This window comes from Vibrio sp. CCUG 15886, from assembly GCF_028570825.1.
Taxonomy (GTDB): Bacteria; Pseudomonadota; Gammaproteobacteria; order Enterobacterales; family Vibrionaceae; genus Vibrio; species Vibrio vulnificus_B.
Map to the genome: position 1 here is coordinate 18,224 of NZ_JAQQBT010000021.1, position 26,579 is coordinate 44,802.

The 26,579-nt window shown below is 44.5% G+C and carries 24 protein-coding genes; 4 read left to right on the forward strand and 20 right to left on the reverse strand.

The window, feature by feature from the left end:
• Positions 1-7: 7 nt before the first annotated feature.
• Genes PQQ36_RS20630 through PQQ36_RS20650 form a run of 5 tightly spaced genes read right to left on the reverse strand, consistent with a single transcriptional unit; the run spans position 8 to position 5,260 of the window.
• Complete coding sequence (locus PQQ36_RS20630) at positions 8-646, reverse strand: acetyltransferase (RefSeq protein ID WP_039552402.1); 639 nt, start codon at positions 644-646, stop codon at positions 8-10.
• Entirely contained in the window at positions 639-1,712 is a 1,074-nt protein-coding gene (gene neuB, locus PQQ36_RS20635; protein WP_039552399.1) for an N-acetylneuraminate synthase, read from the reverse strand. The genes PQQ36_RS20630 and neuB overlap by 8 nt, the downstream gene beginning before the upstream one ends.
• A 6-nt stretch (positions 1,713-1,718) precedes the next feature.
• A complete protein-coding gene (gene neuC / locus PQQ36_RS20640) occupies positions 1,719-2,897 on the reverse strand; it encodes a UDP-N-acetylglucosamine 2-epimerase (protein ID WP_130247636.1) in 1,179 nt (392 codons plus the stop codon).
• Between the two features lie 14 nt (positions 2,898-2,911).
• Entirely contained in the window at positions 2,912-4,057 is a 1,146-nt protein-coding gene (locus PQQ36_RS20645; RefSeq protein ID WP_039552392.1) for a LegC family aminotransferase, read from the reverse strand.
• Between the two features lie 12 nt (positions 4,058-4,069).
• On the reverse strand, positions 4,070-5,260 hold the full coding sequence (locus PQQ36_RS20650; protein WP_039552389.1) for a UDP-N-acetylglucosamine 4,6-dehydratase: 1,191 nt from the start codon (positions 5,258-5,260) through the stop codon (positions 4,070-4,072).
• Between the two features lie 162 nt (positions 5,261-5,422).
• Here PQQ36_RS20650 and PQQ36_RS20655 point away from each other — a divergent pair, with 162 nt between their 5' ends.
• On the forward strand, positions 5,423-6,631 hold the full coding sequence (locus tag PQQ36_RS20655; protein WP_130249436.1) for a glycosyltransferase: 1,209 nt from the start codon (positions 5,423-5,425) through the stop codon (positions 6,629-6,631).
• Here the strand turns inward: PQQ36_RS20655 and PQQ36_RS20660 are convergent, their stop codons facing one another.
• The 11 genes from PQQ36_RS20660 to PQQ36_RS20710 all read right to left on the reverse strand — a co-directional run bounded on the left by PQQ36_RS20660 (position 6,632) and on the right by PQQ36_RS20710 (position 19,370).
• Complete coding sequence (locus PQQ36_RS20660) at positions 6,632-7,525, reverse strand: glycosyltransferase family 2 protein (protein ID WP_130247762.1); 894 nt, start codon at positions 7,523-7,525, stop codon at positions 6,632-6,634. It lies immediately after the preceding gene.
• Between the two features lie 25 nt (positions 7,526-7,550).
• Positions 7,551-9,932 (reverse strand): glycosyltransferase, encoded by a 2,382-nt coding sequence (locus tag PQQ36_RS20665; protein ID WP_273662496.1) that lies wholly within the window; start codon positions 9,930-9,932, stop codon positions 7,551-7,553.
• Positions 9,933-10,002: 70 nt separating this feature from the next.
• Positions 10,003-11,145 (reverse strand): ATP-grasp domain-containing protein, encoded by a 1,143-nt coding sequence (locus PQQ36_RS20670; RefSeq protein ID WP_273662497.1) that lies wholly within the window; start codon positions 11,143-11,145, stop codon positions 10,003-10,005.
• 17 nt (positions 11,146-11,162) lie between these two features.
• Entirely contained in the window at positions 11,163-12,200 is a 1,038-nt protein-coding gene (locus tag PQQ36_RS20675) for a Gfo/Idh/MocA family protein (protein WP_273662498.1), read from the reverse strand.
• Between the two features lie 30 nt (positions 12,201-12,230).
• The gene (locus PQQ36_RS20680) at positions 12,231-13,286 is read right to left on the reverse strand and encodes a 3-deoxy-7-phosphoheptulonate synthase (RefSeq protein WP_130249434.1); all 1,056 of its coding nucleotides are present in this window, start codon (positions 13,284-13,286) and stop codon (positions 12,231-12,233) included.
• 54 nt (positions 13,287-13,340) lie between these two features.
• Entirely contained in the window at positions 13,341-14,420 is a 1,080-nt protein-coding gene (locus PQQ36_RS20685) for a DegT/DnrJ/EryC1/StrS family aminotransferase (RefSeq protein WP_039552379.1), read from the reverse strand.
• Entirely contained in the window at positions 14,410-15,294 is an 885-nt protein-coding gene (rfbA, locus tag PQQ36_RS20690; protein WP_130267634.1) for a glucose-1-phosphate thymidylyltransferase RfbA, read from the reverse strand. The genes PQQ36_RS20685 and rfbA overlap by 11 nt, the downstream gene beginning before the upstream one ends.
• The gene (gene rfbB / locus PQQ36_RS20695; RefSeq protein WP_130249432.1) at positions 15,294-16,358 is read right to left on the reverse strand and encodes a dTDP-glucose 4,6-dehydratase; all 1,065 of its coding nucleotides are present in this window, start codon (positions 16,356-16,358) and stop codon (positions 15,294-15,296) included. The genes rfbA and rfbB overlap by 1 nt, the downstream gene beginning before the upstream one ends.
• 8 nt (positions 16,359-16,366) lie before the next feature.
• Entirely contained in the window at positions 16,367-18,202 is a 1,836-nt protein-coding gene (locus tag PQQ36_RS20700; protein WP_130247338.1) for a DUF3413 domain-containing protein, read from the reverse strand.
• Between the two features lie 44 nt (positions 18,203-18,246).
• Positions 18,247-18,957 carry a 3-deoxy-D-manno-octulosonic acid kinase gene (locus PQQ36_RS20705; RefSeq protein WP_176308269.1) on the reverse strand — a complete coding sequence of 237 codons (711 nt, stop codon included), beginning with the start codon at positions 18,955-18,957 and terminating at the stop codon, positions 18,247-18,249.
• Between the two features lie 23 nt (positions 18,958-18,980).
• On the reverse strand, positions 18,981-19,370 hold the full coding sequence (locus PQQ36_RS20710; RefSeq protein WP_130250719.1) for a diacylglycerol kinase: 390 nt from the start codon (positions 19,368-19,370) through the stop codon (positions 18,981-18,983).
• Between the two features lie 101 nt (positions 19,371-19,471).
• On the opposite strand from PQQ36_RS20710, the gene PQQ36_RS20715 reads away from it, so the two are divergent.
• Together PQQ36_RS20715 and PQQ36_RS20720 are read left to right on the forward strand one after the other, a co-directional pair.
• Positions 19,472-20,533, forward strand: a complete 1,062-nt coding sequence (locus PQQ36_RS20715; protein WP_273662499.1) for a glycosyltransferase family 9 protein — start codon at positions 19,472-19,474, stop codon at positions 20,531-20,533.
• Positions 20,518-21,318: a glycosyltransferase family 2 protein gene (locus PQQ36_RS20720; RefSeq protein WP_273662500.1), complete on the forward strand. Its 801-nt coding sequence runs from the start codon at positions 20,518-20,520 to the stop codon at positions 21,316-21,318. The genes PQQ36_RS20715 and PQQ36_RS20720 overlap by 16 nt, the downstream gene beginning before the upstream one ends.
• Here PQQ36_RS20720 and PQQ36_RS20725 read toward each other — a convergent pair.
• On the reverse strand, positions 21,287-22,321 hold the full coding sequence (locus PQQ36_RS20725; RefSeq protein WP_273662501.1) for a glycosyltransferase family 9 protein: 1,035 nt from the start codon (positions 22,319-22,321) through the stop codon (positions 21,287-21,289). The two genes, PQQ36_RS20720 and PQQ36_RS20725, sit on opposite strands and share 32 nt — an antisense overlap.
• Before the next feature lie 86 nt (positions 22,322-22,407).
• On the opposite strand from PQQ36_RS20725, the gene coaD reads away from it, so the two are divergent.
• Positions 22,408-22,902: a pantetheine-phosphate adenylyltransferase gene (gene coaD, locus PQQ36_RS20730; RefSeq protein ID WP_011078889.1), complete on the forward strand. Its 495-nt coding sequence runs from the start codon at positions 22,408-22,410 to the stop codon at positions 22,900-22,902.
• A 76-nt stretch (positions 22,903-22,978) separates the two neighbouring features.
• Here the strand turns inward: coaD and PQQ36_RS20735 are convergent, their stop codons facing one another.
• The 3 genes from PQQ36_RS20735 to PQQ36_RS20745 form a co-directional block, all read right to left on the reverse strand.
• Entirely contained in the window at positions 22,979-24,955 is a 1,977-nt protein-coding gene (locus PQQ36_RS20735) for an LTA synthase family protein (protein ID WP_206629191.1), read from the reverse strand.
• A gap of 146 nt (positions 24,956-25,101) precedes the next feature.
• Positions 25,102-25,911: a bifunctional DNA-formamidopyrimidine glycosylase/DNA-(apurinic or apyrimidinic site) lyase gene (gene mutM / locus PQQ36_RS20740; protein ID WP_039552353.1), complete on the reverse strand. Its 810-nt coding sequence runs from the start codon at positions 25,909-25,911 to the stop codon at positions 25,102-25,104.
• A 29-nt stretch (positions 25,912-25,940) separates the two neighbouring features.
• Positions 25,941-26,438, reverse strand: a complete 498-nt coding sequence (locus PQQ36_RS20745) for a hypothetical protein (RefSeq protein WP_045623824.1) — start codon at positions 26,436-26,438, stop codon at positions 25,941-25,943.
• Between the last annotated feature and the right edge of the window lie 141 nt (positions 26,439-26,579).

Below are 26,579 nucleotides of genomic sequence, written 5' to 3' on the forward strand. Positions count from 1 at the left end.
ATTTGTTTTATTTAATATAGACGCGAGCTGGATAGCATGTACTACCCTTCTTAAGTGATTGAGTCACTATCGCCCCTGCCCCAACGACGCTCTGCAATTCTAAAATCAAACCTTGAATGACTGTTGCATTTGCACCGATATACACGTCTTCAGCCGTAAACACGTCGCCACATAAGGTGGCATGAGGCGCGATGTGATTGTAGGCACCAATTCTGCAATCGTGCTCAATCAAAGCTTCGCTATTCACTATGGTATGCTCGCCAATAATCGCGCCAGTGTGTACTCTCGCACCAGGAAAAATCTGTGCTCCCGATTTCACTTCAGCAAAGGAGGAAACCTTAGCGTCACTCGCAATCACCGTTTCAAAAACATACCCTTGTGCGAGAAACTTCTCGTTAATACGCTGACGAAAAGTTGAACGAGGCATCATGCCAATTCCGTTTACCAGCCGCACACTCTCTGGAGAGAAGCGTGCAATATCCTCATCTTGGGTAAGATGGGGAATGCCTGCCAATACCGCCCGTGATGAAACATCATCAGGGCAAATGACGGCAAGTATTTCTCGTCCTTGGCCAAGTAAGATATCAGCCAAAACACTGGCGTGCCCGCCTCCTCCAATCAAAACAAGCGGTAACGGTTTATTCAATGATCAAATCTCCGATTTGGTAATCTCGGCTTGCTTTACGCTCAAGCATCTCCCAATACTGATAAGGAGACATGCCATTACCCGGGCGCTTAATCGTCACGTTATCTGCACTAAAGGCATCGCCTGCTTGAATCGCTTGACTTGCCACCAGGCTTTTGCGTGCCACCGCTTTGTTTTTGACTTCAGAGACGGTTGGCGATTTCACTGCTGATCCTAGCGCCAACTCAACCTGACGGATGGCCTTCACCATCGCGGTAAGTTCATCAGGTTCAAGTGATGCCTTGTGATCTGGCCCTTCCATATTTTTGTCCAGCGTGAAGTGTTTTTCGATCAACACCGCACCGCGCGCAACGGCGGCAATCGGTATGGTGATCCCTTCGCTGTGATCAGAGTAGCCTGCTGGTAAATCAAACGCCTTGCCGAGCGTGTCCATCGCTTTCAGATTAATTTCTGCCATCGGGGCTGGGTATTCGGTCGTGCAATGCAGGATGGTCACTTTCTCTTTCAGAGCTTTCTGCCCTTCATTTGATGCGTAAGCTTGCTGAAAAGCCAATACCGACGGTGCAACGTGATCCGCTGCAGTGTAGCCAAAAGCGATGACGCCCAATGCCATTTCAATCTCGGCCAGTGTCGCCATCCCCGTAGACACGATTAAATCACATCCTGTGCGCGCATGCTCAAGGACTAATGGCGCATTGGTCAACTCACCAGAAGGCAATTTCAGTCGCGTTAAACCAAGATCATTGACGAGGAAATCTAAGCTTTCAGAATCAAAAGCGGTCGAAAGGAACTCAATACCCAGTGACTCACAATGTTTGACTAACTGGTGGTGAGCCGCGTAAGACAGCTCAAGTCGGCTAAGCATGGCTAGCTGCGACTCTTGCTTTTGCGTATTGGCCACTTGGTAATCCGCTTGCTTGGCTTGTTCTGTCACTAAGTTTTTGGCTTTAAAGGTTTGAAACTTAACAATATCGGCACCAGCTTGATGCGCAGCGTCGACGAGTTTAAACGCCAGTGCTTCGTCGCCATTATGGTTTACACCCGCTTCTGCAATGATTAGAGTCATGCTGCCTCACTCAATTGGTTCAAAGGGTAAGTCATAGAATGACTTACAAGGTTCAAAATGAAGTGATTTTATCATTGCAATCACTTGCGCACTGCTATCACCTTGGCCATAAGGATTATCGATCACTTCACCGTCAGCCTTATAGCCTCTGGTAATGGCCGTTTGAATTGCTTGTTCAATCTCTTCTTTAGATGCCCGGCAATGCAAGACACTTTTTGCGGCCAAACGCCCTTTCTGACGCACGCCGATATTCACCGTCGGTACATCAAAAGCAGGAACTTCAATAATGCCACTGGAAGAGTTGCCAATCACCGCGCTAGCATGCTTAACAGCACTGAGATAACGCACTTGCCCCAAGGAAGGAATAGCAAGCACACGCTGTGGATTCGCGGCAGCATACGCTTCGAGCATTGGAATGATACGACGTCCACCATCATCTGCATTCGGATAAGTGAGGATCACTTGATGCTCAGGGCAAGTGTCAAGTGCATCGAGCAAGGCCTGAAAACTGGTTTCGGGCGCTTCTTCACCTAAGGTAACGGGATGGTAGGTCACCAAGACGTACGGCTGAGTCAAAGGGAAGTTGAGTGATTGAGCCAGAGCCGGCACATCCAAGAACTGAGCGCGTTTAAGGTGGTCAAGCCCAATAGCGCCGATATTTTTCACGCGCTCTGGCGCTTCCCCTAGCTGGATCACACGTTGACGATACGCTTCGGTCGAGGTGCCATGCAAATAACTCAGCTTGGTGATGGCATGACGAATGGCGTCGTCATACGCGCCCTCGGTGATCTCCCCACCATGCAAATGAATCACCGGAATACGCAGAATCATCGCCGTTTGCGCCGCGGCCAAAGCTTCAAAACGATCGCCAAGAATCACCAGAACATCTGGTTTAAGCCTTGCCAAAGCATCCGCAAACCCCAACACGCCTAGCCCCATGCTTTTGGCGGTGCCTACCGCTGAATCTGAGGAAAGCAGGATTTCGATTTTTTCGTCGATATGAAAGCCATCTCGCTCAATTTGCTGATAGGTTTCGCCGAACTCAGGCGATAGATGCATACCTGATACCAGCAGTTGAAGTTGAAGATCAGGATCGGCTTGGATGTCTTTTAAAAGCCAAAAGAGCAGACCATACTCTGCTCTTGTTCCGGTAAAAACGGCGACTTTTTTCTGATTTTCGCTCATGCTCGCTCCCTCACCTAAGCGCCAACCGGCGTACTCGGTAAGTTAATCAGGTGTGCTTCAATAAACTCTGAATGGGTCAAATCCCCACGCAGGGCTTGTTCGAACATTGGTAAACGGTGCATTAACTGCCAAATTGGCCGAGTCATTACGCCAGCGGCATTAGTTTGCTCTAGCAGTTCATTGCGCTGCTGTGTATCTGCACAAATGATGGCATTGAGCCAGTAGTTTGACTGTGCGTATTCTGGCTCGATCACAAACGTGACATCGCTGCCCGCAAAAAACGCTTGGTATTTATGTGCCAATTGGCGTTTTTGCGCCAGATAGTGTTCAAGTACTTCCATCTGCGCACAACCCAGCGCCGCATTTAAGTTTGGCATGCGATAGTTGAAGCCGGGCTCATCATGGAAGAACTCATAAGGATGGGGAACTTTTGCGGTTGTGGTAACGTGCTTAGTGCGTCTGCCCGCCTCTTCACTCCCGCAAAGCACCATACCGCCACCACCTGTGGTAATGATTTTGTTGCCGTTGAAACTCACCGCACCAAAATTACCGATTGTTCCCGTGTGCTTCCCCTTGTAAAACGAGCCTAGACTTTCTGCTGCGTCCTCGACTAGCGTGATGTTCCATTTCGAACAAACGGCAATCAGTTCATCCAATTCTACCGGATGACCAAAAGTGTGCATTGGCACCACGGCTTTGATTCTTCTGCCCGTTTGTTTATGGATGCAACCTCCCTCAGTGACTTGCGCATTCTCTTCTAAGAAAGCATCCATCGCTTTAGGGCAAAGTCCCAAGCTTACAGGGGAAACATCAACAAAAATCGGCTCGGCGCCCATGTGATAAAGCGCATTACAAGTAGCAACAAACGTCAGTGCTTGCGTGATCACAAAATCACCACGTTCAACCCCTGCCATGTAGAGGGCGGCGTGCAAAGCTGCGGTACCGTTGACCGTCGCCACCGCCTTTGGAGTACCAGTAAACGCTTCCATTTTACGTTCAAACTCATCGACAAACTTACCGACGCTGGAGACAAACGTGCTTTCAATGGTTTCCATTACATACGCTTTCTCATTGCCCGCAAAAGTAGGGGCATGCAACGGAATAAATTCTTGGGTTTGGTATTGGTCGCGTACAAACTCAACCAGTAGCTGTGCGTTCATTCTTCTTCACCCTTACATCTTGCTATCGAGGTATTTGCCCGTTTCTTTATGACCAAAATCGGGGATCATCCTAAAGAAGAGCGCTACAATCTGCTCTTTGCTCCAAGCTCGTTGATCTTTCATTTGGGCAATTTGTTCTTCAAAAAGACTCAACAGCTCCGGTTGATACAGAGGTTCATTTTTGATGATGCCCAAATTTTCAAAACGAGCCATATCAAGCACTTCTTTATCAGTGAAAAACTCTTCGAAATCCTTCTCACCTGTGGTGTCACTTTCGGTGAAAAGACAAGGCCATTTTCCTTGTGCGGGTAGTGTTTTGGCGAGCTCACGCGCTTCATCTTCATTCGCGCATAAATGTGGCTCGTAGCCCCTTTGCTTTAGGTATTTCACCGCGATATCCGCAAATGTAATCAGATGCAATGCTTCACTGAGTTTCGGGAAGAAGATGTCGCGATTTTCACCAAAAATACACGACATCAAACACAACTCACCCGATTCTTGAGGAGTAACAAAATAACGTTTGATATCGTTTGGTGCGACAATCGGCTGATTTTTTTGGATACGTTGGTTAAAACCGTGCAGCAGCGAACCATCAGAAAAGGCCACGTTAGCAAAACGCGCAGTTGAGATGGCAATTTGCTCACTCTTACGCATCAAGAACATTTCCATAATGCGTTTGGACGCCCCCATCATATTGACTGGGTTGGCCGCTTTATCCGTCGAGACACAGAAGTACTTTTTAACGCCAGCATCAATCGACTGTTGAATCGTCTTATCAGTGTTGAATACATTGACATCGATCATTCGCATTAAGGTAAATGGGTCTTTCTCACTGCGAACATGCTTAAGCGCAGATAAGTTCAATACATAGTCATATTGGCCATCCGCCTTAATAAACGCATCATACTCAATAGAGCCGATGTCCAACGCGAATGTTTGGAAATCGCCATCTATGTAACCGAATGAACTGCGAATATCGCGGACCAACTCCACCATATTGTTCTCACTGATATCAACAACGTGCAACTTCTGCGGATGGCGCTTAAAGATTTCTTTAGTGACCGCTTGGCCAATCGACCCCGCACCGCCAAGAACAAGAAAGCGTGACTCTGAAACGATACGAGATAGCTCAGCTTCATGCTGAGCAATGTCTTGAGTAAACAGCGCGTCGGTACGACCGATAAGAGGTAGAATTGGGTTCATAAGAGATGACTACGAGTTATGACTAATAGTCGGATTTTAAACCAAGGGATTGATGGGGGAAAGCAAAGGCAAAAAAAACTGCAGGAAAACTGGTATTTATCACCTCAAAACATTCATAATGCCTTGTATCCTCATTAACCTTTGTTAACTAAGCTTCTTGATATGAACTTTCTCTTTCACACTCTTTCTCTGACTTCCTCTGGCGGTAGCCGTGTCATCACCAATTTGAGCAACTATTTGGCAGAAGAAGGCCATAAGGTCGCCATTGTGATCGATAGAAATCGTGTTGCATTTCCTTTGCATGAAAATGTCAAAGTTTACCATCTCAAGAATTTTTCTCTCAAAGATGTAACTCCTGTTTATCAAGGTGACACCCAGCACTTTCAACAACATTTAAAAGCGAAAAGTGAAAAAAAGGCGAAAAAAAAATTAAAGCTAAGAGATAAATATCCTTTCATTCAAAAAATAAACGATTGGAAAAAGTACCTATTAAAGCTCTTTACATTCCCTAGCAAATACTTGGTAATGAGAAAGTTTATGTCTGAGTTTAAACCAGATAAAATCGCCAGTCATAATATGTACTATTTCTTAGAACACTACTTTTTCTACCCAAAGGATAAATTTAGTGTTGTGTTACATAACTCTCCTAATCAAGTTTTCTTGGATCGAGGTGTCCAATCTCTAATCCCTTTGAAACTAATCTTTAAAAATAGACACTGTATTAGTGTTTCTCAAGGGGTTCATAATGAAATGCTTAAGCTTTACCCGGACATTTCTAATAAATCAATCGTTATTTATAACCCCATTGATATCGATGAAATTCGCAGAAAAGCAAATGAACACGCAGAGCTACCAGATTCACCTTATATCATCACAGTGTCCTCTTTAGCTCCGGGAAAACGTGTTGAAAGAACGATAAAAGCCTTCCAAAAACTTGAACGAGAAGACTTATTACTTTTAATTCTGGGAGAAGGAAGTGAAAGAGATAAACTAGAAAGTCTAACCAAAGAATTAAACTTAACAGATCGAGTTATATTTAAAGGCTTTGTTGAAAATCCTCTGCCTTTTATGAAAGGTGCTGAGCTTATGTCTTTCACATCCGATTATGAAGGTTTTGGTCAAGTTATCGTAGAGTGTTTAGCCACAGGAACTCCTGTCGTTAGTACTAATTGTCCACATGGCCCTTCTGAGATCTTAACTTTAGAGCTTTCTCGATTCTTAGTTGATATAGATAACATTAATGAGATTGATATTGTAAATAATTTAAAAGATAAAATAGATCTCTTGCTATTATCACATATAGATATTCAAATGAAATATTTAGACCCATTTAATAAAAAGACATCTAAGGAAAAATGGAAAGACTTTTGATCAAACCATCTTTAAGAGTTTCTTGAACTTCAAATAATGGTGTCGTTTCAAATTATTTCTTCGAGATCTATTATATCGATTAAACATAATATCAAAAGAAGATGAAAATTGATACTCCGTAATAGAATCCATTAACTTTACAGCTTTACACATTCTTTCATAAAACTTAGCGGTCGTTTCGTAATCGACATTAGAGAAGTTAGTACTAAAAGAAACTGCATGCTGTATCCTATATACTGACATCGGCTCTGGGAAATAATAAGCCCCTCCATCTTTTGATGCCATAATCTGAAAGAAATAGTCACCACATGGCATAGTAAGAATGAGGTCTCTTGTTATCTGCTCAAAAGCCTCTTTGCGGCAAAATAATCCTGACGTTGGCATAAATGCTCCATCACCTAGAATCACCTCTTGAGGCGTAAATTTTCGTTCATCTTCACTATGGTGAGCAAATAAATTCCTTTCACCATTTGGTGTTTCAGTATATGCGCTATGAAAGCTTGCCGATAAATCGGGGTTTGCCTCTAACACATCGTATTGCTTTTGCAACTTATACGGATCTATCCAGTAGTCATCACCTTCACATAGAGCAATGTACTTCCCACTTGCATGACTTGCACAAATACAGGTTACATCCACATCCGAAATACTGTTTTGATTTTCCGACTGAAGCAAAAGAGTCACTTTTTCTGGATATTTAAGATAAAAATCTCTTAATAAGTCAGGAGTACTATCTGTTGATGAATCATCATGTATAACAATCTCATAATCAAAATTTGCATATTGATTGATAAATCCATCTAGTGCTTGTTGTATAACATTTTCTTGATTGTAAGTAATACATACAATTGACACTTTTGGTTGAAGCAAAGACGTTCTATTTAGTTTTTCCATATATCATATCCTAGTTGGACAAATGTCATAAAATCATATTTTTAATAAGGTTGCTTTCATTTGATCCTAGTTCGATATATTTCTTCTTTATTGCAGCACTATTTTGAACAGCAGATATTAATACACTTTTATTATCGTTTACTAGTACTTCAGGAGAATATATATCATATCCGTTTATTTTAGAACCAATCTTGCTTTTGGTATTATCTACAATATAAGCAACATTATATAGGTTATTAAAACGTTTATTACCTAACAATATTTCCGTTTGCTTACCAGCCCCCCAAATAACTATTTCCTTCTTGGACTTTTCATCCGAAATATATTCTCCGAAGTTATATGACTTCAACCAATTGTTAACTTTAATATAATCAACATTAGACTTTCTTACTCTAGAAACTAATAAATCATCTAGAATAACAAGTGGTACATTTAGTTTAACTAATTCACCATGCATGATAGTGATCAACGCTAGGTCATGATCAGAAACAATCTCTTTTTTAAAATCATAGCTAATTTGGAAATTACAACAGGTTAATCCAAATTTAGAGATCACTTTTATAAAGGATATAATCTCGTGCAAGCTATTATTATCGTCTAAAAAGATATATTTGATTGTAATGTTTTCTGCACCAAATTCTGAGTAATATTTTAAATTTTTAAGCACTCGCTCAAATTGCTTATTTTTTCTTACTTCAATAAATTTCTCTTCTGAACCTGCATCAATACTAGTAACTAAGGACACTGTGTTTTTTTTCAAACCATCAATAATACTCTGTGATATTTTAGTTGCATTAGATATCACTCGTTGTTGTATATTAGGAAATTCAGTGCTAATTTGCTTGATCATTATTTCAAAGTTTTCACCGAGCGTTGGCTCTCCACCTCCCCAAACAATTGCTTTACAATCAGTCAAATATTTTTTATTTTTAAGATCTTTAAGAAGAGAGTGAACATCATAGCGGCTTCGTTCTCCACCATAGTAAGTATCACTACAATAGACACACTTCATATTGCAAACTGAGTGATACTCAAAAGATATATACTCACACTTAATATTTTCCCAATTTTTGAATTCAAGAAAATCACATCCTGTACATCGTTCAGATTCACCCTTATTTATTTCAATAAAGAGTTTTTTCTTCTCGTCAAAGATATTAGTAACGTTATAGTCTGAGAATGCGTACTCAGAAGGCGTCAAAAGAGCAACATCCCCTTTCATCTCTCCATCACGGAAAAATCGCTTACAACACGTTCTTACCTGATCTGGGGCAAAGAACAAACTGTTGTGCAAGTCGTAGCAACTCCAGCTCTTTGGTTGTATGTCAGCCAGATATTGATTCACCTTTTCAGCCGAACGCGGTTCTTTCGGATCAAAAGCATTTACAAAATAATTAAAGATTTTGATGTACTTCGTCTCAAACTCATCTTTAAGTAACGAAAAGTCTACCTTGGTGTCGCGAGATAACTGTTCCAATTGCTGATGTAGGCAGGCGTACAGATCGGCGCTGTTTTCTGATAGGCAGATTTGACGAATTCGAGTCGCAACCACTCCGATGATTCCCAACAAATATGAGCGCTGATAGTTCACACTTGTTAGCCCCGCATCAGTCATGAACTTGTGCATCTCCGCATACGCTCTAAACATCCCGACAATATGTTTAGTGGAGATGGTATTCACAATAGACCCTGTCCGGTTGTCTTTTATATAAATAACGTCCTTCAAGATAGAGTAACGCTGTGCTTTCGCGTAAACCTTAAGCATAAAGTCAACGTCTTCATGGTAACCCTGGAAAAAGCGGATACCATTCTCATCAAGAAACTGCTTACGCATTAAGGTAAATATTACTGATCCATCCATCTTTAGGGATAAATAGTCTTCGAGCAGTTTTTCTTTCGGCTGCTTCAGAGAAGCCAGATCGGTTCTAGAGCCAGACTCATTTGACTCATCAGACAAAAACTTAAAATCATAAGCCACATAATCGAGTGCGCTCTGATTAAGTAGGTTTGACTCATCCAGCTTGACGTGCTGGTACAACTTACTGATAGCAAGTGGTGCCAGTAAGTCGTCACTATCAAGAAAGAGAATCCAATCGTGACTTGCGTTTTCAATACCAACATTGCGAGCGCCACCTGGCCCACTGTTTGTATCGGTTTTAAAGCCCTTTACATTTTGATATTTATCTGCTAATTCCTGGATCACTCTCGCAGTGCTATCTGTAGAACAGTCGTCCACAATCAAGATTTCTACATCGTTGTCTTTATTGATTTGCTCTACAACGGAATCGACACATACACCCAAGCTATGTTGTTGATTGTAAGCAGCTATTACTACTGACAGTCTCATATCAAACCTATTTAACCCTAGACTCGCTGCCATGCAATACAACAAGGCATACGAGTTCATTAATTTTACTCTTTACTACAACTCGTGAAGCTACTCTTAATACACCATGTATCAGTCTGTAGCTCTAAAACTATACTTCCTTTGACAAAGTATATTGTTCTCTTGCTAGATACTTATCGTAGCTATTTTTTTTGTCTTCTTCTTGTGAGAACAATATCGCCACTCGCGTTTTTTGATTCGGTTGAACTTCAGAACCAAGACTCAACAATGGATAGAACGCTTTCACCTTCAAGGAATCAACAAATTCACAGGCTTCATAATGTGTGAGCTCATTTGAAGCCATGGTATGTCTGACGATAGGAACGCTTTGATTTACCGCTGTAAAGTATGTGTCACCAATAAAATAAGACGCGAACTTACCTGCGTAATCAAACCCTGTACTGTATTCAATCAGCTTAGAATAGAGATCGCCAGGACATCGTCTTGTAATCTCGATTAAGTATGGTTGATCATCCGCAAGAATAAACTGCAAATGAACCAGGCCATCACGAAGCTGAAGGTGCTGTGCAATCGCTTCGATACTCTTTTTCAGAACAGCACGCGCGTCTTCATTGAACTCATCATCGACATAACTGGTATCAACGGCATATGGGTTAGAAGATGAGCCTTCAATAACCACGAAGCTCTCTACTACTTTACGTTGTTCAATAAAAGCACTGTAACTATACAGCTGCCCTTCAACAAACGTCTCAAATAGCGAGCGTCCAGTATGGCTAACCGAACGAGCAACTTCATCAGCATTAGCAACCGAATCGATGTCCATTCCGTCAATAACCGATACGCCCCGACCACTAAACGCATCCACTGGTTTGCAGATATAGCGGCCAGGAAATGGGAAGTCTTCACGTTGTTTGCATTGCGGAGACAACAAGTCCAGCTCCGCACACATTTTTCTAAAATGCTCTTTGTCTCCCAGGTATTGATAAGCTTCTGGTGCATCAAAAAAGTCATATGTATCCACAACTTTTTGGCACACTTCTATCGATAAATCAGTACATCCTGGCAGGATATAATCAAACTTGTAATCCGCGACAATGTGCTTTACAGACTCAATTTGGCTGTAATCCTGATTGATCCATTTCGGCCCAGCTCTCATCGCCAAGGCGTCACCTGCTCGGTTGCCCATAACGTATACGCTGTGACCCTGTTTAATCAGGTAGTTATAAATGGGTACAGACGCAAAGGCTGTATCCAAAAGCAATACTTTACTCAAACTGTTGTCCCGCTTAATTACAAGTAAATCGGTTTTTCTTCTAATATCGACTGCTGTATTGCATGCAGCACTCGCATATTGTTATAGCCACTTCGTCCGCTAACAAGTGGACTTGCTAGACCTTGAATAACATCAACAAAGTGGTCTAGTTGGCAACGTAAAGGATCTTGCGCTTCAACAGGTATGTTTTCATGCGTAAAAGGCTTCCACCAAGAGGCATGTTCAACCTCTCGATAGTAAGTAAGATCCATGCTAGGGAAGTCCAGTGAACCATTGGTACCAGCGAAGTGATAGCATGCTTCTTTCGGATAATGAGGATACGCCGGGTTTTCACCGCTTGTCATCTCCCAACTTTTAGTGCTGGCTGCGCAATCAGACAGGATAAAAGTACCAATACAACCTTTATCAAACTCAAAGTTGATCGCTACCGTATCTTCCACTTCAAACTCACGAGTGGTATTCGAAGCAAAAGCGAAGACTTTGATGATTTCACCACAGAGCTCTCGCATAATTCCTATCTCGTGGATCAAGTTAATTAGGATCGGACCACCGCCTTTTTTAGTGCGCCATTCACCTTCAACAAAGTAATGGCCTGGCTTAAAGAACTGAGCGCTGCCCTGTACTGACACCAGTTTACCAAACTTGTCGCTACCAATAATTTCTTTGGCAATAGGCATAAACGAGCTGTAAGTTCGATGATGACCAACGAGCACTGGCACACCTTTGTCTTCAGCGTATTTAATTAAACTAGCAGCACGCTCTAAGGTATCAGTAAGAGGCTTTTCTACTAATATCGGTAAGCTGTGGTCGATACACTTTAACGCATGTTCATAATGAAATTCATTTGGCGAGCTAATAATTACCGCATCAAATGTATGATGTTCAAACGCTAGCTCTAGGGTTCCATAAACCGGAATACCCGCTTCGGTAACGTAGTTATTGTGCATCTCTGGGTGTAAGGCAACGATAGCCTCAACTGAACATTTGGGATGTTCTTGAATCAATTGAATGTGCTTTCGGCCAATTAATCCTGGGCCAATTACTAAAAACTTCATGACTTTACTCTTGGTCATCTTTCTACATTACTATGAGTTTCTTTGCGATACAGAAGCGGACAACTCTGCCAACATTTCTAGTGTACTTTCCCAGTCAATACACGCATCTGTTACAGATTGACCGTAGGCTAAAGCCTTACCGTCCGCTAAATCTTGTCGGCCTTCGACTAAATTTGATTCAATCATTACACCCATAATACCATCGCCACCATTCTCTAGCTGTCGACAAATATCTTGTCCTACCACTCTCTGGCGCTGGTACTGCTTTGAACTATTGCCATGACTGCAATCGACCATTAACTTTGGTGTTAGACCACCTTGCTTTAGCTCTTCTAAGCTAGACGTAACATGGTGTTCTTGGTAGTTCGGCTCTAAGCCACCACGCAAGATAATATGCCCGTGTGGATTACCTAATGTATGCGCCACAGAAGCCTGACCATGCTGATCTATGGTCAACTGAAAGTGCCTTGCTTGAGCTGCCTTTACGCCATCCATTGCGACATTGACGTTACCATTGGTCGCATTTTTAAAACCAATCGGGAACGGGAGGTTTGAAGCAAGCTCACGGTGGATTTGCGACTCAGTGGTTCTTGCGCCAATCGCTCCCCAAGAGACTAAATCTTGAAGGTAACCCGGAGTAATCATATCTAAGAACTCACAAGCGACTGGGATACCCATCTCTGTAAGAGAAACCAGCAAATTACGTGCAATTTTGATTCCGTCGTTTATTTCAAAGCTACCATTTAGGTATGGGTCATTAATCAACCCTTTCCATCCCACCGTGGTTCTTGGCTTTTCAAAATACACTCGCATAACTATTTCAAGTGTTTCTGAGTACATTTGTCGTGCTTGAGCAATTTTCTGAGCATAGTCTATTGCTTCTTCAACGTTGTGAATTGAGCATGGCCCAACAACGACTAATAGTCTTGAGTCGTCCCCTGATACGATCTGCTTAATCGCATCGCGATTACGTCTAATCGTCTGAACCGCTAATGCGCTGCTCTTATGGCAATGCTCCATCACCTGACGTGGTGAGAGTAACTCTAAGTTATTATCCAAAGCTACTGTATTTACTTGTTCTTTCATCAATCAATTTTTTGAAATAAAGCACCCTCAATAATTAAGGGGGCATGAGCGAATTTACTGGCTTAGCGCATCCTTAACGACTGAGACCACCTTAGAAACATCCGCTTTTGCCATATAAGCATGAAGCGGCAAGCAAAAGACTCCCTGAGCTTTCAGTTGACTGGTTGCACACCCAAAACTTCTCTGCTCTGGGTAGGCAAGGTCTAATGAAGGAGTGAAGTAACGGCGATACTGAATACCGTTATTATCAAGCGCATGCTGAAGTTTATCTTGATCGTGAACTTCTACATAAATTGGCATATAAGCGCCATTGAATGAAGCTTGTTGATGCCATTTAGGCATTTCAACGATACCCGCAAGTTCATGCCTATATTTAAGCAGAAGCTTCGCTCGATGAGCAATAACAACATCAATTTCATCTAAAAGAGTTAACCCTACCGCACATTGGTATTCATTCAATTTAGCATTGATACCAGGTTGCCCTAAGGAACCATTACTCTGTATGCCAAAGTTAATCAGCTCTTTTGCACGTTCGAAATCATTCCTATGTTTAAAAACAATGGCACCACCTTCTACGGTGTGAAAGATCTTGGTTGCATGGAAGCTTAATGTACTTGCATCACCGAAATTCAGTACTGATGTTCCTTCCACATCAACACCAAATGCATGGGCAGCATCGTATATCACTTTAACGTTATGCTGCTGACTTAGCGCTTCGAAAGCTTTTACATCGCAGGGGTTACCATAGACATGCGTCGCTACAATGCCATCAAAACTTTCTTGTCGTAGTGCTTTTTGGGCAACTTCAGGTGACAAGTTGTAGCTATCTGCATCGACATCACAAAAACTAATATCCATTTTTTGCCACAATAAAGCACTTGATGTTGCAACAAAGCTGAACGGTGTGGTCAATACACGCTCAACTTGAAGCGCTTTCGCGGCGACTTGCAATGCAAATGTCCCATTTGAAACCAACAATAGGTTTTCCACACCTAAAAACTCTTCTAATCTTTGTGTTAACTGCTGGTGCAAGGGACCGAAGTTTGTATACCAACCACTCTCATTAACTTGAGATAAATATTTTGAAAGCTTAGTTAAGTCTGGAGCTAACGGGTTGTTAAGTTTAATTGTCATCTTCGCTCACAATGCTTGATAGGTAGATACCATAATTGTTCTTCTTAAGGGCATCCGCTGCCGCCATTAACTTCTGTTTGCTAATCCAACCATTGTTAAAGGCAATTTCTTCCAAACATGCAATTTTATAGCCTTGTCGTTTCTCTATCGTCGAAACAAATTGAGCAGCATCGAGCAAGCTTTCGTAAGTACCTGTGTCTAACCAAGCAAACCCACGCCCTAGCATTTCTACATTGAGTTCGTTTGCTGTTAGGTACATTTGATTTAATGTGGTGATTTCCAGTTCACCTCGCTCTGATGGTTCTACTTGCTTAGCTCTACTCACGACTTGGTTGTCAAAGAAGTACAGCCCAGTCACAGCATAATTACTCTTTGGTTTAGCTGGTTTTTCTTCAATAGAGATTGCTTTTCTATCAGCATCAAACTCAACCACACCAAAGCGTTCAGGGTCTTTCACTTGGTAGCCAAACACCGTAGCCCCATTACCGCTCTCTGCCGTCTCAACCGCTTTCTTTAACTTTGGAGAGAAGCCTTGACCATAAAAGATGTTGTCACCAAGCACTAAACATACAGAGTCAGTACCGATAAACTCTTCACCAATGATAAAAGCTTGTGCAAGCCCTTCTGGAGATGCTTGAACTGCATACTCAAGTGAAATGCCAAAATCACTCCCATCGCCAAGCAATCGCTGAAAGCTCGCTTGATCTTCAGGGGTGGTAATCACCAAAATCTCACGAATACCAGCAAGCATGAGTACTGACAGTGGGTAGTAGATCATTGGCTTATCGTATACAGGCAGTAGCTGCTTAGAGACGCCTCGCGTAATTGGGTATAAACGCGTACCAGAACCACCAGCCAGAATAATACCTTTCATTATTCACCCGCTCCTAATCGCTCTAAGCTGTAGGAGCCATCAAGCACACGTTGCCACCATTGCTGGTTGTTTAGATACCATTCAACGGTTTTGCGAATACCACTATCGAATGTCTCTTCTGGTGTCCAGTTAAGCTCTTGAGCAATCTTTGTTGCATCAATTGCATAGCGCACATCATGACCCGGCCTGTCTTTCACATAAGTAATCAACGATTCGTAGGACTCGACGCCTGCAGGTTTATTGGGGCGAAGCTCTTCAAGTAAGTCACAAATGGTTTTCACCACTTCGATATTGGCTTTTTCGTTGTGACCGCCGATATTGTACGTCTCACCGATCTCACCTTCCGTCACGACTTTGTAGAGTGCGCGTGCATGATCTTCGACGAATAACCAATCACGAATTTGCATACCATCACCATACACAGGCAACGGCTTGCCATCTAGAGCATTCAAAATCATCAGTGGAATCAGTTTCTCTGGGAAATGATAAGGCCCGTAGTTATTCGAGCAGTTGGTCACCAATGTAGGAAAACCATAAGTACGCTGCCACGCACGCACAAGATGATCGCTGGACGCTTTGGAAGCTGAGTAAGGGCTACTCGGAGCATAGGATGTCGTTTCAGTAAACAAATCATCCGTACCTTCTAGATCGCCATATACTTCATCTGTCGAGATATGATGGAAGCGAAAATGAGCCTTAACGCTCTCTTCTAGCGTCAACCAATATGCTCGTGCTGCTTCAAGCAAGTTATAGGTGCCAATGATATTGGTTTCGATAAACGCTGCTGGTCCATCAATAGAGCGATCCACATGCGATTCCGCAGCTAAATGCATCACGGCATCTGGCTTGTGCTGAGCAAAAACACGATCTAACTCTGCACGATCACAAATATCAACTTGCTCAAAAACATATCGCGAGCTCTCGGCAACGTCACTTAACGATTCAAGGTTACCCGCGTAAGTCAGCTTATCTAAATTGACCACACTATCTTGAGTGTGATTGATAATATGTCTTATTACGGCTGAGCCAATAAAACCTGCGCCACCTGTTACTAATATTTTCATAATTATAGTTACTTACTAAATCGACTGATCTGCTCCAAGGCTTGCTGCAGATAGGTAAAATTCGGTTGTTGATCTTTCAACTGGCGATTGGTTTTGTCCATAAATTGGTACTGGCCACCGCCACTCACTTCTAGGATATTGTCATCGGTAATAATGGCATAACCGCTGTAGTTTGAGGAAATGATCCAATCACGTTTTACTGCATCACCGAGTAAATCTTCGCCAACCGAGTAATCTTTCACATCGTTGGTCACCCCGAGATAGTGCTTCATCAACGTCGGTACAACATCTTGGTGGCTAGTGAGCGCTTCGGTGCTCCACTGCATCTTCGCCGGATCAACGCCAGGGCCAAAGATAGCAAACGGTACGTTGACCTGCGCATCGGTAAAGTTGCTGTTGTGCCCCCAGAAGTTGAGTTTGTTGTCATTCATCTCTTGCCCATGGTCACCGGTAATGATCACCAAGGTGTTTTCCAGATCGCCACTCTCTTTGAGTTTATCGAGCACTTTTGTTGCCATTGAATCGACATAACGCACACTGGTTTTGTAGCGATTGAAAAATGGCGTCGGATCCGTGTCGTTGTTCAGCTTGAGATAATTCACCTCTTTGAGCATCGGTTCGTATTTCGGCTCAAAATCTGCAGGGAAGTCGTAGCCATGTGGCGCATCGTAAAACAAGAAAGAGAACGTTGGCTTCGACTTATCACGTTGATCGTACCAAGCTAACCAATCTTGAGTAAGGTCAGCATCCAGCTCAGACGGGCGACCACCTTCAGAACCAATACGTAAGTTTTCTACTTTGGTGAAAACCGTTTGATTGAATTCCGGTTTACGCAACTGAGCGGCAGTGAAAATACCTAATTGGTAGTCCAGAGCCTGTAGACGGTCGATCAGTACCGGGCTTTGTTGGTTTGCTAAGAAGCCATGCCAGTAGGTGCCCGGAATGCCGTAGAAAAGACCAAAGATACCTGTGCGGGTCGCGTTGCCTGTCGCGATGTGATTATTGAAAACCACACCCGACTGCGCGTATTTCCACATGTTTGGCGTATTGTCTGCGTTGAAGGTATCGGCGCGCCAAGAATCCACCACCAGCAACATAATATTGAGCGGTTTCTCTACAGGTTGTGTTTGAAGTGGTGCTAATGGGTAATTCAAATCATTTTTGCGTTTAAACGCCAGTGCCTTTTGACGCTCAAGCGCCTCTTCATCCACCCAACCTTGTTTGCGCATAAATTTATCTGCTGTAGCAGGATAAAACAGCGGTAAATAGCGCTTCACCGTGGTCACTGGCTGATAGGCATGCGCTGCGGCCCAAATATGAATCGCATTGGTGGCCAGTAGCGCAGCAAAGGTCAACAACGCAAATTTGCGGCCAAGTTTCAGCGCTCTGACGGGTGCACCATTTTCTAGCCAGCGAATTGTCCACCACTGAGCGGCCAACAACAAAGCAACACCACCAATCACCATTAACCAAGTGATCAACGGGAAGCTAACAATTTGTCCCGACATCACGAGCTCTAGCACCACCGCATTAATATGGAATCGATACTGTGCAAACACGATGGTATCAATAAACAAAGTCGCGACGCCTAACGAAGCAATTAGAGCTTGGGTACCATTACGAAATGGTTTCGGCAAAAATAAGGTGGGAATGGTCACTAAACCAATGAGCGCAGCAAGCAGCGTCATCTGCCCCCAAGTACCAGCAAGAATAAAGGTGATGCCTAATGGATCCGTCGGGAACTCTGGCAGAAAGGCGAAATAACGGCTAGCAATCAACATTAACACCAAAGCGTTAATCAAAATAAACCAGCCGTGAGCGTGCAGCTTTTGCTTAAAAGACATGTAACTAACTTCCTGAGACTTACGTCTATTAATGAGAATAGCGATTATTGTTGACTTTCGTAGCCTGTCAGTAAGGCTTGAAAATCTTTGTCGTGCCAGTGAATACTTCGCTTCACTCGCTCTTTGTTAAATGAGCGCTTGAGTCTATCTAAGTTCTCTTGTTTCCAACCATCCCCAGCTTGCGGATAGCATTTATCAAAATCGATAATCCACATCGTTTCCTGCGCATCAATCAGAATGTTGTGAATATTAAGATCGGTATGATTGACGCCAACGCGATGCATTTTCGCAATTTCGACACCGATTTTTTGGTAAAGCTCCGCACTCAGTGAGTGTTTTTGCAGTATGGTCACTAAATCTTGCGCATTGGCAATGCGTTCACTCAGCAAATCCGCTTGGTAAAAAAGCCCTTTTCTCACCGCATAGGCTGCGATCGGTCTCGGTACATTGACCCCGGCTTCGCGTAATTGTTTAAGCAGATGAAATTCTGCGAAACTGCGTGTTGCAGACCAGCTTCGAAACCAATAGTGATCTTTCACCAACTTGCCGAATAGTCCACCACGACGATAGTGACGCAGTGCTGCTGTGATCTTGGGCAGTTGCACAAACCACGTGGTGCCGCGCCCAGTGGCACTTCCCACCACTTTGTTTTGTGCTTGCCAATACTGCGGGTCAAATAAAGCCAGCTCTGGCGAACTCACCCATTCGCTGTCGTAACAAATTCGACTTTGACCAAACTGCTGTTGTTCAATCATGCTTTACCACCACCAATCATGCTTTACCACCAATAGTGACTACCAACGATATAAAGCCATGTAAAACCAGCGAAAATCAACGCCACCAGCACCGCCGCAGAACCAATGTCTTTAGCTCGGCCACTGAGTTCGTGATGCTCCACGCCGATGCGATCCACCACCGCTTCCACCGCTGAATTCATTAATTCAACAATCAGCACCAGCACAACCACCGCAAGCAACGTGATACGTTCGAGTATCGATACATCAAGCCAAGTCGCTAGCACAATCGCAACGACGAGCAAAGCAAACTCCTGACGAACCGCAGCCTCATGCTTAAATGCTGCTTTCAAGCCCTGAATCGAGTAGCCTGTGGCTTTTATTATGCGCTTAACACCAGTATTGCCTGGCTTGCCTATGTTGGGCTGAGTCATAGAAAGGAATGCCTTATCGTTGCCATCAATGAAAGAGGGGTATTTTACATTTATCTTGGGTATCTGCATAATTTAGCCAGATATTTTTTTGAGCAGAACTTATGTCGCTTTTTGAACAAGCCCCAAACTCCGTCTGTTTCCTCCGTTTGTCCGCCATTGGTGATGTTTGCCATGCGGTCGCTGCCGTTCAGGCGTTGCAACGCCACTGGCCTTCCACCAAGGTGACCTGGGTGATTGGCAAAGTCGAAGCGCAACTGCTACAAGGTTTAGAAGGCGTTGATCTTATTGTTTTTGATAAAAAACAGGGGCTCGATGGCATGAAAGCCGTTTGGCGCCAGTTGAAAGGGCGTCGTTTTGATGCGCTTGTTCATATGCAACTTGCCCTAAGAGCAAGCATAGTCACTCTTGGCATCAAAGCCACGTATAAGGTTGGCTTTAACTTTAAACGCGCGAAAGAAGGGCAGTGGCTGTTCACCAATCGTAAGATCTCTGATACCGAATCCGCGCACGTCTTAGACAGTTTCTACTCGTTTATCGAATATTTGGGTGTGCCCCGAACGCCTCCTCAATGGCAATTGCCCATCAGCGATGCTGATCATCACTTTGCCCAAGAGACCCTTGGTGACCAACCAACTCTTGTCATTTCGCCGGCAGCCAGTAAGGATGAGCGTAACTGGTTGGCAGACCGCTACGCGGCATTAGGTGATTATGCTTATGAACAAGGCTATCAAGTGGTGATTTGTGGTTCTCCCGCTGAACGCGAAAAAGCCTTGGCTGCGGATATTCTGCGCCACATGCAGCACCCTGCGCTGAGTCTAGTGGGTAAAACCAACCTCAAACAGCTCACCGCACTATTAAACAAAGCTGCCGTAGTATTGGCGCCCGACTCTGGTCCCGCACACATTGCCACGACCCAAGGCACACCCGTCATTGGCCTTTATGGGCACAGCAACCCCAAACGCACCGGACCATACAATAACCTCAACGAGGTAGTGAGCGTCTATGAGCAATTCATTGTCGAACAACACGGCAAAGCGGCTGAAACGCTGCCTTGGAGCACTCGCGTTAAAGGCGATCATATTATGCAAGCAATCTCGGTCAACGATGTGATTCGCAGCTTTGACCACATCACGAAAAAGGAATCAGCATGTCTGAATCAATAAATAAGGCAAACAAGCCAACGCTCGCCGTGGCTCTGATTGTCAAAAATGAAGCCGCTAACTTAGATGCCTGCTTAAAAACGGTAGAAGGCTGGGTCGATGAGATCGTTATTTTGGATTCAGGCAGCAGCGATGAAACCGAAGCCGTTGCCAGACGCTACACCGACAAATTTTTTATTAACAAAGAGTGGCCCGGCTTTGGCCCACAACGCCGTCTTGCTCAGCAGTATGTTGAATCCGATTATGTGCTTTGGCTCGATGCCGATGAACGTGTCACGCCTGAGCTGAAGTTGAGCATTCAGCAAGCGGTAGAATCGAATGAAGCAAATACCCTTTACAGCATGTGTCGCCTAAGCTGGGTATTTGGTCGTTATATCCGTCACTGTGGCTGGTATCCTGATCGTGTGGTGCGTCTCTATCCTACCAAGTTGACTCAATACGACGATGCGTTGGTGCATGAGAAGGTGGAAATCACCAAAGCAATGAAAGTGAAAGAGTTACAAGGGGATGCCATCCACTATACTTACAACGACTTGCACCATTATTTGGTGAAGTCTGCCGGTTATGCCAAAGCATGGGCAGAGCAACGTGAGAAGCGAGGGAAAAAGAGCAGTCTCTCTCAAGGCGTACTGCATGCCATTGCTTGCTTTGTCAAAATGTACATTGTCAAAGCGGGCTTTTTGGATGGTAAGCAGGGCTTTCTGCTGTCGCTACTTTCCGCGCACTCCACACTGGTGAAGTACGCGGACTTGTGGATCAGGACAAGTACTGAGAAACCCAAGGATTAAGCTGTACCAGCGCCGCATCAATATCGATGCGGCTCATATCCGCTTCCATCTCCTCACCGCCACCTTTTGATGGGCAAAACGCCAGATGGCGTCCTTCTGAGTTAAGTGGCCTCCAGCGTAATGGCGTTGAAGAACGCTTACTTGGGAAAAATCCTACAGTTGGAACATCCAAGGTCGCCGCAATATGCAACGGTCCTGTTGAGCCAGCAATAAATAGATCAGCGCAGGCAATGGAGCGCGTAAAGTCGACAAGGCCTTCATTCTTGTCATACACCACCCCTTGGCCACCTAACTGAGCGTATTCTTTCAATAGCTGTTGTGCTTTTTCCGTTTCCCCCGGCCCCGCCGTGACAATCAGTTGAAAATCTTGCTCGATCCCTTTTAGCAACTCGGCATATTGTGCCAATGTCAGGTTATTGGCTGAGCCACCCGTGCCGGCATGCACCATCACCCAAGCCTTATGCGCTTCAATGCTGAGCTGTTCGCTGAGCTTGAGTTTTTGCACACTCAATTCGGTTTCGTCAAACGAAAGAAAAGGCGCTTGCGGCTCAACGGCAGAGAGGTTTTGCTCTTTCAAGAAAGCACGAATCAGATCAAGATTGTACTGATATTCCGGTTTGGCGGATTGTGAGCGTTTCTGCTTAATTCTGCGGTTATAAAAAATCTGTGCGATTTTTGTTGCAGGTGCCAAGCGATACTTAATGCCCGCTTTCCACACGAGTAACGCATTATACGTTGTCGAAAACAAGTTGATTGAGGCATCAAACTGACGTGACTTGATCTCCTGAACCAACTGCTTCGTGGCTTCTTTGCCTGCCTTTTCAGTTGGGTCCAACAATACATCGTCAATCCATGGGCAAAGTCGCGCCAACTCTTGCGTATAACTTGGTACTAAAGCGGTAATGTGCGCTTCTGGCATCGATTGCTTGAGCATGGCGAAACTTGGCCACGCAAGCATAAAGTCTCCAATTTTATCATTCCGGATAACCAGTATTTTTTTCATTGTTCTGCTGCCGTTTGATTTTTATGTCGTCATGATACATGCATATTGATAGCATGTAGACATTTTGAGCTGAAGAGTATTCCAACGTGTCGAAAAAAGCCCTTTCCAGAGTTGTCTACCCAGGCACTTTTGATCCGATTACTAATGGCCATCTCGATTTAATCGAGCGTGCGGCAAAAATGTTTGATGAGGTGATCATCGCCGTGGCGGCCAGTCCGAGTAAGAACACCATGTTTACCCTCGAAGAACGTGTTGATTTCGCCAGACAAGTCACCCGTCATCTCGACAATGTCACCGCACAAGGCTTTAGCGGTTTGATGGTTGATTTTGCACGCGCGGTTGATGCTAATGTCTTAATTCGCGGCCTACGCACCACCGTCGACTTTGAATACGAATTTGGCTTAACCAATATGTATCGTCGATTGCTGCCAGGGCTTGAAAGCGTCTTTCTTACCCCTTCGGAAGAGCACGCTTTTATCTCTTCCACCATCGTACGTGAAGTGGCCATTCATGGCGGCGATGTAACGCAATTCGTTCCCACCGTGGTGGCAGAAGCACTGCATCAAAAGAAAAAAGTGTGAGAAATAAAACAAAACCCGCCCGATGAAGCACCTGACAGCGGGTTTCTCTTTTTTATTGCTGCGTGGGCTGAAAATGCTATGGTTGCGTGACCTGCAAACGCAAATAGTCATTCATCAATTTACGGTAATCCGCAGCCCATTCAGGCTGAGGGTTAGCAATGGTTGTTTCTTGCGAATAGAGCCCATCACCCCATGGGTAAAGCCGCTCTGGCTTCGACGTGCTATACGCCCCACGCTCTGTGATCACTCGAGATGCATTAAAACCGGTATTACTCACGCCCTGAGTTGAGAGCATATTTTCCCCACCAAGAGAGACATACTGCTGCGCAGATAAACTCAAATGGTAGAGCGTAGGAAAAATATCGCGATGAGAACCGATACGACTTGGATCGTATTGATGTTCCACATGCTGTAGGATGCTTTCAGGCACATAGAGATAGAAAGGCACCCCAAAGGTCAAGCCAAACTCTGCCTCTTCATCGATGGCTAAGTAACGCACGCGATGATCGCCAGAGGCCGCAATGACGGTTTTCTCGGCCAATGGGGATTGCTTCACACCATGGACAAATTGACCTAGAGAATCGTTCGCGTATTGGTACGCTTGCAACAAATCATCCGCCTCTTCCTCCATTGGACCCAGCAAGGTTTTTAATCGCTCACTTGCTTTAACAGGCTTAGCCTGATAATCGCTCGGGGCGCGAAATGGCGAGTGATTGGTCACCGTCATAATATAAATCAGCGTTGGTTGCGTGGCTTCATCAAGCACTTTACGAGCAAACTTGAAGGTAAACTCATCCGGCACGCCCCAAGTATCGGCATGCTTAGCGGCATCAGGAAAGGCGTTTTTAATGCTGTTTTCATCGTAGACCTGATCAAAGCCTTGCACCGGCAAATAATTGGACAAGTTACGCCACATCCCATTGCCACCGTAGATAAACACCACACGATAACCTGCCTGCTTGTACGGTAACACCGCAGAGGATGCCAACGGTTTTTTCTGTGCACTGGAGTGGCTGATCGTCGGAACATCGCTGTGCATTAGCATCATTACGATGCTATCAATGGTTGCCGAAGTGCCAGCCATAAAACGTTTGAAAACAAAATCTTGCTCAAATCCTTCACGTAATGCTCCTAACAAGTCGTTACTTTGAGCATTGTCTTCAATTAACACGTTGGTGCCCATCCCCTCCATCAGTGCCATCACCACATGCGGGGGATTTTCCGCAAGATAGGCGTTCTCTGGCGTGGCGAAGTAAGGTGTAGGCTGTCCAAGCACTTTCATCATTTGCGCCTCCACCTCTTGGGCAGAAATAGGCTCAAATTTCGATTGCTTCTTATAATCGCTTTTTGCCCAATCGAGCGCCATAAAGGCATTAGGGGTAATGATATTCAGTAGCTTGTTATCCGACACATTGGCGTGATAACGCTTAAGTGGCAAGGTACCGATGGATCCTCTTGCGATCACCACATAAAGCAGAATCACCGCCACAATGACTGCCGTCGTATAACTCCAATGACGAGGCGTGAAACGGCGTTTTTGTAAACGCTCAACCAGCCACTGCGCGCCAATTCGGCTCAACCATGCCACGGCAAGCGAAACGAAGAAGGAGCGCAAGATCGGGTAATCCTCCAAAGCATTTTCTAATACCGCCTCGGTATCATCGTCGAACAAACCAAACGCAAACACGTCAATATAGTTGCCATAAGTGACGTAGTAGTAATAGTTGCCGATGGAAAAGGCCGTGAGTAAAAAGAAAATCACAAACGCATAATTGGGAACGGCGCGTTGCCAAAGCGAAAAACCTCGAGCAAAGACCGCCAATATCAGCCCGGCTAAAAATAATGGCGCAAAAGCAATCGCAATGATTTTGGCATCAAAACGCACCCCCACCCAAAAGGCTCGGAATAGATCATTGCCTAGTCCAGTAAGATCAGAGAAATCTGCGGCCAACAATAAAAAAAGGCCGCGAGAGACCGTAAGCAGTAGTAACGCCGCAACGATTAAAGAGAAAATGATGCGCATCGCTCGGCGCGCATTTTGCTGGAAATCCATTGACTAAAAACCTAACGGGTGATCACTAAAGGGCGCACATCATAGCATAGAGAGCAAATTGCACCTCAACTCTAGGTGTCAAAGCAGTGATCAAACACACGGACGATCGGCATTTCTATCTCAGCCTTCAACCCGTTTCAGGTTCATTAGCACTGACAGTAAGAACAGTAGAAGGTATTGCGTTGCCCTATCTTCTGCTCTTGAATCGCTTCGCCGCATTCTGGGCATGGCTCTCCGGCTTTTCCATACACTTGCAATTCTTGGGCAAAATACCCCGGCTTACCATCGGCTTGGGAAAAGTCTTTCAATGTCGTGCCACCTTGCTCAATCGCCGTTTGCAAGGTTTGCTTGATGTGGCTCACCAAGCGTTGCCATTCCTCGGCACTGAGTGACATCGTCGCTCTGGTCGGCAGGATGCGTGAGCGAAACAAAGATTCGCTGGCATAGATGTTCCCCACGCCCACTACGATTTTGTTGTCCATAATAAACTGCTTCACCGCAACGCGTTTACCTTGCGCTTTTTCAAACATGTATTGCCCATCAAAAGCATCCGTTAGCGGCTCTGGACCAATATTACCCAACACATCATGGTCTTCCCCTGGCGCTGCATAAAGCCAAGCACCAAAGCGACGTGGATCGTTGTAACGCAGCACTTTGCCATTAGAGAGTTTGAGATCGACGTGATCGTGTTTGCCTGCTGGGAAGTCAGCGTCCAGCACACGCAATGAACCGGACATGCCTAAATGCACAATCGCACTGCCGACATCGGTTTCGATGATCAGATATTTGGCTCGGCGGCCAATATGACGAATCACTTGCCCTTGCAGCTTTTTTAGCTCACTTGGAATGACCCAGCGCAGTTTTGGGGTACGGAAAATCAGTGATTGAATGGTTTGATTGAGCAAATGCGGCGTAATGCCCATTCGGCTCACTTCCACTTCTGGTAATTCAGGCATGGTGGCTCCAAGGTCAAAGTGCTCAATGTCTAGTAGGGAAACAAATAATCGGTTGAAACTGAAATGGCAATCCATTGGTCTTGCCAATTCTTAAAGACCCAAAAATCCGTAAGACGGTAAAACGTGATTCTTTGTGGCTCTTCCTGATCTTGGTACCACACTTCGATGGTTTCTGGTTCAATCAATTGTGGCGCCAATTTTTGCATTGTCGCCTCATCCAATTGCGTCCCGAGTAACGATTGCCATCTCTGCGCCCACTCTTGCGGAGAAATGGAGAGCTCACGCGCGGTAACCCACATTCCCTTTTGCCACTCTAAGCTATTATCGGAAAGCTGGATGGAGAGTAACTGAGTCTTGGGATTCAATAGAGAAGGATAGCCGTTGATACTTTCAATCTGAGTCGTGCTCTGATCGTCAAGTAAATAGGTTTTGATCAACGTCGGGGCATTGATGATCACAATAAAGAAGGTAATGCCAGCGATGAGGATATTATTCCATCTCCGGCGACGTTTTGGTGAAACCCGCATATTCTCAATCCTGACTGATAACTGAGCAAAGTATACCAACCAAGGGAAAAGCGAGGTACTAGTTTTCTAGGTTCTAGGTTCTAGGTTCTAGGTTCTAGGTTCTAGGTTCTAGGTTCTAGGTTCTAGGTTCTAGGTTCTAGG

Bases quoted from the DNA above. Each gene is read 5' to 3' on its own strand.
- neuB (WP_039552399.1), bottom strand. From the start codon at position 1,712: ATGACTCTAATCATTGCAGAAGCGGGTGTAAACCATAATGGCGACGAA.
- neuC (WP_130247636.1), bottom strand. From the start codon at position 2,897: ATGAGCGAAAATCAGAAAAAAGTCGCCGTTTTTACCGGAACAAGAGCA.
- PQQ36_RS20645 (WP_039552392.1), bottom strand. From the start codon at position 4,057: ATGAACGCACAGCTACTGGTTGAGTTTGTACGCGACCAATACCAAACC.
- PQQ36_RS20650 (WP_039552389.1), bottom strand. From the start codon at position 5,260: ATGAACCCAATTCTACCTCTTATCGGTCGTACCGACGCGCTGTTTACT.
- PQQ36_RS20655 (WP_130249436.1), top strand. From the start codon at position 5,423: ATGAACTTTCTCTTTCACACTCTTTCTCTGACTTCCTCTGGCGGTAGC.
- PQQ36_RS20660 (WP_130247762.1), bottom strand. From the start codon at position 7,525: ATGGAAAAACTAAATAGAACGTCTTTGCTTCAACCAAAAGTGTCAATT.
- PQQ36_RS20665 (WP_273662496.1), bottom strand. From the start codon at position 9,932: ATGAACTCGTATGCCTTGTTGTATTGCATGGCAGCGAGTCTAGGGTTA.
- PQQ36_RS20675 (WP_273662498.1), bottom strand. From the start codon at position 12,200: ATGAAGTTTTTAGTAATTGGCCCAGGATTAATTGGCCGAAAGCACATT.
- PQQ36_RS20680 (WP_130249434.1), bottom strand. From the start codon at position 13,286: ATGAAAGAACAAGTAAATACAGTAGCTTTGGATAATAACTTAGAGTTA.
- PQQ36_RS20685 (WP_039552379.1), bottom strand. From the start codon at position 14,420: ATGACAATTAAACTTAACAACCCGTTAGCTCCAGACTTAACTAAGCTT.
- rfbA (WP_130267634.1), bottom strand. From the start codon at position 15,294: ATGAAAGGTATTATTCTGGCTGGTGGTTCTGGTACGCGTTTATACCCA.
- rfbB (WP_130249432.1), bottom strand. From the start codon at position 16,358: ATGAAAATATTAGTAACAGGTGGCGCAGGTTTTATTGGCTCAGCCGTA.
- PQQ36_RS20700 (WP_130247338.1), bottom strand. From the start codon at position 18,202: ATGTCTTTTAAGCAAAAGCTGCACGCTCACGGCTGGTTTATTTTGATT.
- PQQ36_RS20705 (WP_176308269.1), bottom strand. From the start codon at position 18,957: ATGATTGAACAACAGCAGTTTGGTCAAAGTCGAATTTGTTACGACAGC.
- PQQ36_RS20710 (WP_130250719.1), bottom strand. From the start codon at position 19,370: ATGACTCAGCCCAACATAGGCAAGCCAGGCAATACTGGTGTTAAGCGC.
- PQQ36_RS20715 (WP_273662499.1), top strand. From the start codon at position 19,472: ATGTCGCTTTTTGAACAAGCCCCAAACTCCGTCTGTTTCCTCCGTTTG.
- PQQ36_RS20720 (WP_273662500.1), top strand. From the start codon at position 20,518: ATGTCTGAATCAATAAATAAGGCAAACAAGCCAACGCTCGCCGTGGCT.
- PQQ36_RS20725 (WP_273662501.1), bottom strand. From the start codon at position 22,321: ATGAAAAAAATACTGGTTATCCGGAATGATAAAATTGGAGACTTTATG.
- PQQ36_RS20735 (WP_206629191.1), bottom strand. From the start codon at position 24,955: ATGGATTTCCAGCAAAATGCGCGCCGAGCGATGCGCATCATTTTCTCT.
- mutM (WP_039552353.1), bottom strand. From the start codon at position 25,911: ATGCCTGAATTACCAGAAGTGGAAGTGAGCCGAATGGGCATTACGCCG.
- PQQ36_RS20745 (WP_045623824.1), bottom strand. From the start codon at position 26,438: ATGCGGGTTTCACCAAAACGTCGCCGGAGATGGAATAATATCCTCATC.